Below are 7,389 nucleotides of genomic sequence, written 5' to 3'. Positions count from 1 at the left end.
CTTTTTTTGAAATTTGGTCATTTTGGCTTTTGCTCCGCAGGACGCTCTTAGGACTTGTCAAAACCATGAAACGAAGTGTAAGGGTTAGACAAGTCGTAAGTGCGCACTTGTCTAAAAAGACAGCCAAGTGAAACAACTCCGATTCACTGTTATACTAACACAGACCATAAATTTTTCTAGGTGAGATTATGCCAACGATAGAACAAAAGATAGCCCGCAAACAAGACGAGCTGAACCGATTAAAGACCAGACAAAGAAAATTAGAGACAGGTCAAAAAGTCATCATCGGTGGCATGATGTTGTCCCTCGCTAAAGATGACCCACAGATAGCCGAGCAGCTGCTTAACTTGATTAGTAAGCACATCACACGCAAAACAGATTTAGACCGCTTAGAGGACGTTATCACCGAATTAAGAAGCGATTTTGAGAGGGGTTTTAATCATGGCGTATGATTATTTTATTTCGACAAAGGGAAATAATGACAGAATAAAAATTCCCGAATGGACTAACAACCGTGACAATAGAATGGAATCTTATACCTCAAATGGTGAGGTGGACTATCGAGGTAACTTCACTGGCGATGAATTGATCCAACTAGCCAATAACTATGCTGAAATTTGGGGGGATGCTATGAACAGTTTTCATGCAGACCTTCAAAATAAAGGCTTGGCGTACATAAAAAATGCTGAGACAGATCAATTCACTCTATCAGCGATTTACTGGTCATCAGATGCTTACTAATTTAGACCAACTAAAACACTTTTTTTTGACGTTTTTTTAAATATAATTTGTTTTTTTTAAGAATATTAAATGTTGTAGTTAGCTAGAAATTCAAGCTGTAGCCCTTTACTTTCAAGGATTCAGGGGAAGGGGAGTCTTACTAATAGTGGTTACTTTTAAAGAATATAATTTGTTTTTTTTTGGCTAAAAATTTAAGCCGCAGCCCAGTTTTTCAAGATAATGAACATTTTTTTAAATTAGTTGTCTTTAAAATAAAATAAGTTCATTTAAGCTATAGCCCTTTATTTTCAAAGTTTCAGGCTTACTTATCTTTTCACCTTAGTTTTTTAATCAACGATCTCGACACTCACTCTGCTGATTGAGTGCTTTTTTTTTTTTTTTGCTATTATTATCTTAACTTAAATTTTTCTTCAATCTCTTATGTTATATAGCCTAGTGGGCTATATAACACTTGACTGAGCCTAAGTTGTTCTTATGCTCTTGGTTTGGCTGGGTTCTGAAATCAGGGAACACTCACCCTAAAGGACTCACAGTTGAAAAACTGCAAATCCTTTAGTGTTGTTACCTTGACGGTGCTCACTCATGCCCTCGGCACGACTTGGGACACTCATCAGGAGGTCATCACTGTATCAAGCTGACCCTGTTAAGATTACGGCTGATAGCACCGCCTAGACACGCTCTTAACCGCTATACGCTTTCTAATGCTAGCAAGGGCTTACTACCCAATGTACCGCTTCGAAAGACAATATAACCACTCATTGCGTTGCTCAATATGTCTAGAACCCCCTGTCGAGAGCTTACTGTCACCCATGCAATGCAGTCGTCACTGATGCCTGCCACCCATTACAAGGGAACAGTTACAAGTCGTGAGGGGCGTGAGTAACGAGCAAATAAGCGGTTTTACTGGGTAAAATTGGTAATTTACGGTAGTAATATGGGTAATTTGATTGCAAAATAGCCTAGATTTGGCTTAGAATATGCCCTAATGGGCTTAATTGCTGGTCAAATAACGCACTGTGAATGCTTATTTGGTCGTTACAGTCGTCGTCAAACGTCTGTAACCATTAACGAATATTAAACGATAAACGCCCCTACTACGTCAAGTGCTAGGGGCGTTTATTTTTTTGGGGATGGGTAAGCAGACCTTAATAATGGGCTAGAGTGCGTTATTAAGCATAGCTTAAATTAAATCTTGTCCTCAAAAAGACAAACCATACTTTTAAGTATATTATCCGCTAAGTATTTTATGTGTGTATATCTTATAAAAAATAATGTAGAAAATATTTTGGTAACAATTCTTACTTAAATACCATATAAGAGTAGACCTTAATCGGTAATTATTAGTTTTCAAATTAAAATAATTATTTACCAGAAGGATGGATATGAAAATAATAGTTTCTGCTATTTTGGCTACTTTTCTAACTACTTCTATAGCCTACGCTGCACCTAATACTAAAGTATTTCCTAAATGTTATGAATATAAAGTTCGAGATACTTCTAAAAAAGGTAAAGAAGGAGCTACCGATGCACCTGATTGGGTAAAACAAGGAGCTTATAGACCATGTAAACGCCCTAATGAAGATGGGAAAACTTTCGCTGACAGAGTTATACGTCAGCAATATAATACTGATAATTATCAAAAGGGTGCGTCGACTGAGTTTAGTAGAATACAGAAATTTGGCGATAGATCATTTAAGTAAATAAATTAAAAAAGAGGTTAAAATGAAAAATGTTTATGTACTAGAGCACTCAGCAGAAGGTTTAGTTGAAAGAATGAAGTTACTAGGCGTTTATAGTTCTAAGGAAGAGGCTGAAAAAGTCATTAGTATTCTAAGTGAAAAACCAGGATTTAAAGATTATCCAGATGATTTCGTCATTGACGAATACGAAGTTGATAAAATGTGCTGGTCTAGTGGCTTTTAAGATCGAGTATTGGCCCAATAAGTAGAAGGCGTTAGCTAAATAGTTCTGAATGACTACCTAGCCTTACCAGTTGTAAAATATCATCATCTTTTTTCAAGTATATTAGTACTACGTCAGGTTTAATATGACAGTCTCTAAAATCCTTCCACTCACCTACTAGAGCATGGTCACTATACTTTTCAGGTAAGGGTAAGTCTTTACATAAGCAATTTATAGCTTCAGCCCATTCAGGTGTCATCAAATGGGTAATTAACTTTTTTGCATCTCTTTTAAACTTGTTCTCTGTAACTATCTTTCGCATCATTTGGCTCTTATAGTGTTCTGAGAAGCTCTTCAGGCGTATAACTTTCTGTAAAATCTGTTCTGTTCAGAGCTTCACGCATAGCCTTCTGAGTTTCCATATTAGGTTCAACCCAGTCAAAAGACAAAGGCACTTTTCGAGTTTTAACAATTTGGTTTGCCAATAACTTAAAAACTTGAGGCGTAGTCAATCCATAGCTAGCTAGGACGTTATCTAACTGTTTTTTAGTATCAGTATCCAAACGCATATTAAAATTCTTTGTAGACATTTTATTAACCTTCTATTATTTTTAGTAAAGAATATGTAAGACCAAATCTTTACAAGAACGATTGTATCATATGTTTTTGGTTAGGTGAATCTATTTTAGCGTTCAAATCCTAAATCACGCTGTCTACTATGCTCGCATTCTGCTTGCTATACATACTCCTTATCGTTCTTATAATCTCCTTTGTATCCGCTGATACAAAGTGCTTTTCTATAAAAACGGTGTTATATCTATCAGCAATATGATCTCCACTATTGTGGCAAAAATATCTAAAATTAAAGATAGTATTTTAAGGTTTTTCATGTGTAAATCCTTTAATAATTTAAGTTATGTGAGAAATCAGCAAGGCGTCGAATTAAGTTTTTAGCGCTATTCCCTATGTCTGGTTTTATTATGGTTATTAGCCATAAATCGTGTTAGATGATGCGGTTCAGGTAAAACTATTATCCACGGTTAAAATCAGATATTTAGGGGGTGTTCCATTAACAACTGATGACGCACTTTCAAGGTTGTTAGGACAAAAAAAGACCTTCAGGTAGCCTGAAGGTCTTTTTAGTTTGATAAGATTTTTAGCTATTTCGGCTCATTTATGCCGGTGACTTTCCACCCTCAAAACCATTTACCATAACCTACCTTTATGCGAACAATGACACTCTATGTCGTGCTAAACGCGCATGTTTTGGGCTTATTTTTGCTACGTTCTACAGTCTCACATAACGCCACGTTTTTAGCCCCATTTCTTCTGCCCACAACTTAGCAGTTGCTTTGTCACCTGCTATTGGCACCATGTTCAAATCTAGCACCTCACTCAGTGAATAAGTGGTACTACTCACCGTTTTATAAACTTATGTCCATCTATCATGTTAGAATTTATGTCTTAGGTATATTTAGGACGATACTATGGCAGCTTATATCACCGTAGGCGCGACGACAACTCATGGCGGTAAGGTGATTAGTGGCTCACCACACACGACTCACAACGGTATTCCCATATCGCGTAAAGGCGATAAAGTCATCTGTAAGAAATGTAAAAAGGTGACGACTATTTTGACAGGGGATGCCTCGTTTATCATTGATGGCGCACCGATTGCCCGTGCCGGTGATGTGACCAGCTGCGGTGCTAAGCTCATTGCGGTTCAGCAGTCGTTCTGTGAATCTGGTTTTGAGGTGATGGGCGTTGAGCAACCAGCGCCTATACAGTTTCCTAAATCTGATCCAGAAAGTTTGTTTGCAAGCCTTGCAGCTTCTGACGATAAAGATTCTGAAGATGAAATGTCTGATGATGACTTGTGGGTTTGGGTTGACGTGTCTACTGAACAAGCATTGGAAGAGGGTGGACTTTGGGCAGGCCCTGGCATGTATGGCACAGATGAAATACCAGGATCTTCTGCAGCGAGAGAGAGAGCTAGATTACAAGGCATAGAAGATAGAAGACAACCTGTAGGGAATAATGACTATGTGAATTTCACTAAAGATGGTAATCATGCTTATGACTATATATCGCCGCCTGTATGTTCAATACATGATCCTAATTGCAGTATCAAATCCGTAGTGAATTTCTTAAACAAAAAAGGCGTGTATCCAAAACAAAAAACACCTATTTCACCAGGTAGAAACAACGTTTCTAACGCAGATATTCCTGGGCCATGGGGAGAGGATAGCATTCAATCTTCTGGCCTTTATGACAGTGCAGGAAATCAAATTGGTGTTAGAAATGAAACTTTGGAAAACCATAAGTTACATCCAGGAGTTGTTGAGCGAAGAGTTATACTAAAAGGAAGTAATATACATATATTAACTGAGGGAGGTGGATCTGGACTGTTAGGCGGTCCTAATGTTCTACTTCGAGCTAATACATGGGGAAGAGTTGATCAAGTAGTAATTGACGAGTTTAAAAAGTAGTATTATAAGATTTTTTATTTACTAATTTATAGTCGTTCATAACAGGAGTTTATCAGCTATCAAATTTATGGAATTTATCATCATTATGTTTGGTACAATCTACCATTACATAGGGCTAATCCCTTCAATAATAATTGTTGCTCTAAGTCCTATTTACTTTCTATTATATTTCGGCTTCTATAGAAAAGTTATTGTCTTAGCATCTCCTGTTGGAGCTCTTTGCATAATTGTGTCCGTTTTATTATCACTCTTCATGACAGTGATATCTTTTATGGTTAGCGCTTCTATGGGAATGTGGGGTTAATATAAAACCGTCTCTTTTAGCGATCAATCTCTATACCTTGGCTCTGTTGCCGTTCTAGCTCTGCTTGCTGTGTCTGCCTTGTCAACTCTGCTCTATCTACTGTAACAAGCTCTGCTTTGTTATCCTTGTTATAAGTCACCCTTACTTTATCGCCCACGTTCGGCAACTCCTCAAAGCTATCTAAGTCATGGTAAACATTCCTGCCTGTTGGGGTCTTCTGCATAACGCCAAGACGAGTCACTGCGGTTATCTCTCCTGTGTACTGTCGCCCTGCCTGTGCTTCTGTAGCCCCATATCTGAACGATGCGTGATAATTCAGTGTCTCCCTTGCTTGCTCATGCGTGGCGTGGGCTTGGGGGGCTGTATGCTCGATATTTTTTTTAGCATCCATTGTAAGATCACGCTTTTTGGTCGCATTAAAATCTCTCTTGATCCCTTTGTACTCACTAGCTAGCTCTTTCATCTGCTTTTCACGTTTACCCCTACCTAGCCATGAATTATTATCTTTTAATGCTTTATGTTCAGCCGCAAGCCTTGTCATATCAGCCTTGTATGGCTCTATGGTCTTTGCCCTAATCTTCTCCGCAGTCTGTGCCACCATTTTATCAAAGCCTTGCTGCACATCTAACGCTTCGTTGACAGTCTGCCCTTCAATTACAGGGGCAATATCAGCCTCTATTTGCGGCTTTGGCGGTGACGGTGGGGTATCGGTAGCTTGTAGGGCTTTGGCTGCTTGTTGCTTGGCTCTGAGTGCGTCCATGCCCTGCTGAAACTCTAAGGCTTGTTTTTGTTCTTCCCTCTTGTTGGTGTCGATGCGAATTTCTAGCGCTAAACCCTTTATTTTTAGATTACCAGCGTTGATAGCTCGGTTAATGTCGCCCCTGTCTGTTTCCAGTCCTCTGCGCTCCATTGCTGACGCTTTCCACCCTAGTTTTTGCGTAGGTAGCTGCTCGATGCCACGTTCGGCATAGCTGCGGTGGTCGATGCGTTCATTAAAGCCGTTATGCTCTAGGGCTTGGTTGGCTATCTTAGCCCATTCTGCCCTAAGCTCTTTTATCTCGATGCTTGTTGCGCCTAGCCCTAGCGTCTTACGCTTAGTATTTGATAGCTCGATGGTCGCTTTGTCGTCAAACTCAACTTGACCATCAGCTGACAAGCTGACTTCTCTTGTCGTGGTCATAATGTGAGCATGATAATTTTTATTACTGCCTTCTTCATCGGGAGCATGAATGGCTACGTCAACCGCAACGCCATATTTTTTAGATAGCATCTTTCCAAAATCTAAAGCGGTTTGCGTTCCTGAAAAATCTTTTGCGTTATGCTCCGCAAACTCTTTTCGTAATTGGTAATCAGTCAGTAGCTCAGTACTTCGTCTTTCATCATCGCTTAATTGTTCTGGATACTCGGGCATCAATTCACTAGGAATGGCAACTATCCACTCTCTAGCCGTTCTAGCATCTTTGCGCTTCTCGGCTTGTTCCGCTAAATTCCACAGCTCGCTTCTATCAATTTCGTTATCGTCTTTATCAAAAACAGTGGCAAGAAGAACGCCCCCACGCTTACTATAATCATGGGTAAGCCCTGTTCGCTCGTCCTTGATTTCAGTACCAGCACGATAAGCAGCCGATGCCGTGGCACTTCTGCCACTGCTACGACTGATCGGCTTGGTGGTGGCGTGATAGATTGCCATTAGGGATGTATCTCATTTTTTAGGGTGAACATAATGCCTAATAACAGCCGTTCTTCAATCTCGGTGAGGGCATTTAAACCGTAGTCATTCGTCTTTAATATGACCGCTTGTTGGTCTGCGGTTAGATCAACCGTGATCGGTTCACTGGTTGCAAGCTCTTTGTACTTCTCAAAACTTGAGGCTTCAAATAGACTCATTATTCTTATTCCTTTTTTTGAAATTTGGTCATTTTGGCTTTTGCTCCGCAGGACGCTCTTAGGACT

At 39.5% G+C, this 7,389-nt stretch carries 10 protein-coding genes; 5 read left to right on the top strand and 5 right to left on the bottom strand.

Annotated features, from left to right (window positions below):
- Positions 1 to 188 precede the first annotated feature (188 nt).
- The 4 genes from EI164_RS13405 to EI164_RS13390 all read left to right on the top strand — a co-directional run bounded on the left by EI164_RS13405 (position 189) and on the right by EI164_RS13390 (position 2,664).
- Positions 189 to 452 (top strand): hypothetical protein, encoded by a 264-nt coding sequence (locus tag EI164_RS13405; protein WP_173240584.1) that lies wholly within the window; start codon positions 189 to 191, stop codon positions 450 to 452.
- Entirely contained in the window at positions 442 to 741 is a 300-nt protein-coding gene (locus tag EI164_RS13400; RefSeq protein WP_173240586.1) for a hypothetical protein, read from the top strand. The genes EI164_RS13405 and EI164_RS13400 overlap by 11 nt, the downstream gene beginning before the upstream one ends.
- A gap of 1,382 nt (positions 742 to 2,123) precedes the next feature.
- Positions 2,124 to 2,441: a type IV secretion protein Rhs gene (locus EI164_RS13395; RefSeq protein WP_173240567.1), complete on the top strand. Its 318-nt coding sequence runs from the start codon at positions 2,124 to 2,126 to the stop codon at positions 2,439 to 2,441.
- A gap of 22 nt (positions 2,442 to 2,463) precedes the next feature.
- Entirely contained in the window at positions 2,464 to 2,664 is a 201-nt protein-coding gene (locus EI164_RS13390) for a hypothetical protein (protein WP_173240569.1), read from the top strand.
- 31 nt (positions 2,665 to 2,695) lie between these two features.
- Here EI164_RS13390 and EI164_RS13385 read toward each other — a convergent pair whose 3' ends face one another.
- The 3 genes from EI164_RS13385 to EI164_RS17340 all read right to left on the bottom strand — a co-directional run bounded on the left by EI164_RS13385 (position 2,696) and on the right by EI164_RS17340 (position 4,063).
- The gene (locus EI164_RS13385) at positions 2,696 to 2,965 is read right to left on the bottom strand and encodes a type II toxin-antitoxin system YafQ family toxin (RefSeq protein ID WP_173240571.1); all 270 of its coding nucleotides are present in this window, start codon (positions 2,963 to 2,965) and stop codon (positions 2,696 to 2,698) included.
- Positions 2,966 to 2,975: 10 nt separating this feature from the next.
- Entirely contained in the window at positions 2,976 to 3,233 is a 258-nt protein-coding gene (locus EI164_RS13380) for a type II toxin-antitoxin system RelB/DinJ family antitoxin (protein WP_173240573.1), read from the bottom strand.
- Between the two features lie 698 nt (positions 3,234 to 3,931).
- Positions 3,932 to 4,063, bottom strand: coding sequence for a hypothetical protein (locus EI164_RS17340; protein WP_263972671.1), 132 nt, complete (start codon positions 4,061 to 4,063; stop codon positions 3,932 to 3,934).
- A 67-nt stretch (positions 4,064 to 4,130) separates the two neighbouring features.
- Here EI164_RS17340 and EI164_RS13375 point away from each other — a divergent pair, with 67 nt between their 5' ends.
- Positions 4,131 to 5,132, top strand: a complete 1,002-nt coding sequence (locus EI164_RS13375) for a PAAR domain-containing protein (protein ID WP_192520441.1) — start codon at positions 4,131 to 4,133, stop codon at positions 5,130 to 5,132.
- Between the two features lie 320 nt (positions 5,133 to 5,452).
- Here EI164_RS13375 and EI164_RS13370 read toward each other — a convergent pair whose 3' ends face one another.
- Positions 5,453 to 7,126: a MobA/MobL family protein gene (locus EI164_RS13370; RefSeq protein ID WP_192520440.1), complete on the bottom strand. Its 1,674-nt coding sequence runs from the start codon at positions 7,124 to 7,126 to the stop codon at positions 5,453 to 5,455.
- Positions 7,126 to 7,323: a hypothetical protein gene (locus tag EI164_RS13365; protein ID WP_087815170.1), complete on the bottom strand. Its 198-nt coding sequence runs from the start codon at positions 7,321 to 7,323 to the stop codon at positions 7,126 to 7,128. The genes EI164_RS13370 and EI164_RS13365 overlap by 1 nt, the downstream gene beginning before the upstream one ends.
- Positions 7,324 to 7,389 lie beyond the last annotated feature (66 nt).

It is taken from the genome of Psychrobacter sp. FME13, from assembly GCF_014861395.1.
Taxonomy (GTDB): domain Bacteria; phylum Pseudomonadota; class Gammaproteobacteria; order Pseudomonadales; family Moraxellaceae; genus Psychrobacter.
Note: the sequence above shows the minus strand (reverse complement) of the source record. Positions and strands in the feature narration are given on the sequence as shown.

Excerpts from the sequence above, each read along its gene's own strand:
- EI164_RS13405 (WP_173240584.1), top strand. The coding sequence starts at position 189 with ATGCCAACGATAGAACAAAAGATAGCCCGCAAACAAGACGAGCTGAAC.
- EI164_RS13400 (WP_173240586.1), top strand. The coding sequence starts at position 442 with ATGGCGTATGATTATTTTATTTCGACAAAGGGAAATAATGACAGAATA.
- EI164_RS13395 (WP_173240567.1), top strand. The coding sequence starts at position 2,124 with ATGAAAATAATAGTTTCTGCTATTTTGGCTACTTTTCTAACTACTTCT.
- EI164_RS13390 (WP_173240569.1), top strand. The coding sequence starts at position 2,464 with ATGAAAAATGTTTATGTACTAGAGCACTCAGCAGAAGGTTTAGTTGAA.
- EI164_RS13385 (WP_173240571.1), bottom strand. The coding sequence starts at position 2,965 with ATGCGAAAGATAGTTACAGAGAACAAGTTTAAAAGAGATGCAAAAAAG.
- EI164_RS13380 (WP_173240573.1), bottom strand. The coding sequence starts at position 3,233 with ATGTCTACAAAGAATTTTAATATGCGTTTGGATACTGATACTAAAAAA.
- EI164_RS13375 (WP_192520441.1), top strand. The coding sequence starts at position 4,131 with ATGGCAGCTTATATCACCGTAGGCGCGACGACAACTCATGGCGGTAAG.
- EI164_RS13370 (WP_192520440.1), bottom strand. The coding sequence starts at position 7,126 with ATGGCAATCTATCACGCCACCACCAAGCCGATCAGTCGTAGCAGTGGC.
- EI164_RS13365 (WP_087815170.1), bottom strand. The coding sequence starts at position 7,323 with ATGAGTCTATTTGAAGCCTCAAGTTTTGAGAAGTACAAAGAGCTTGCA.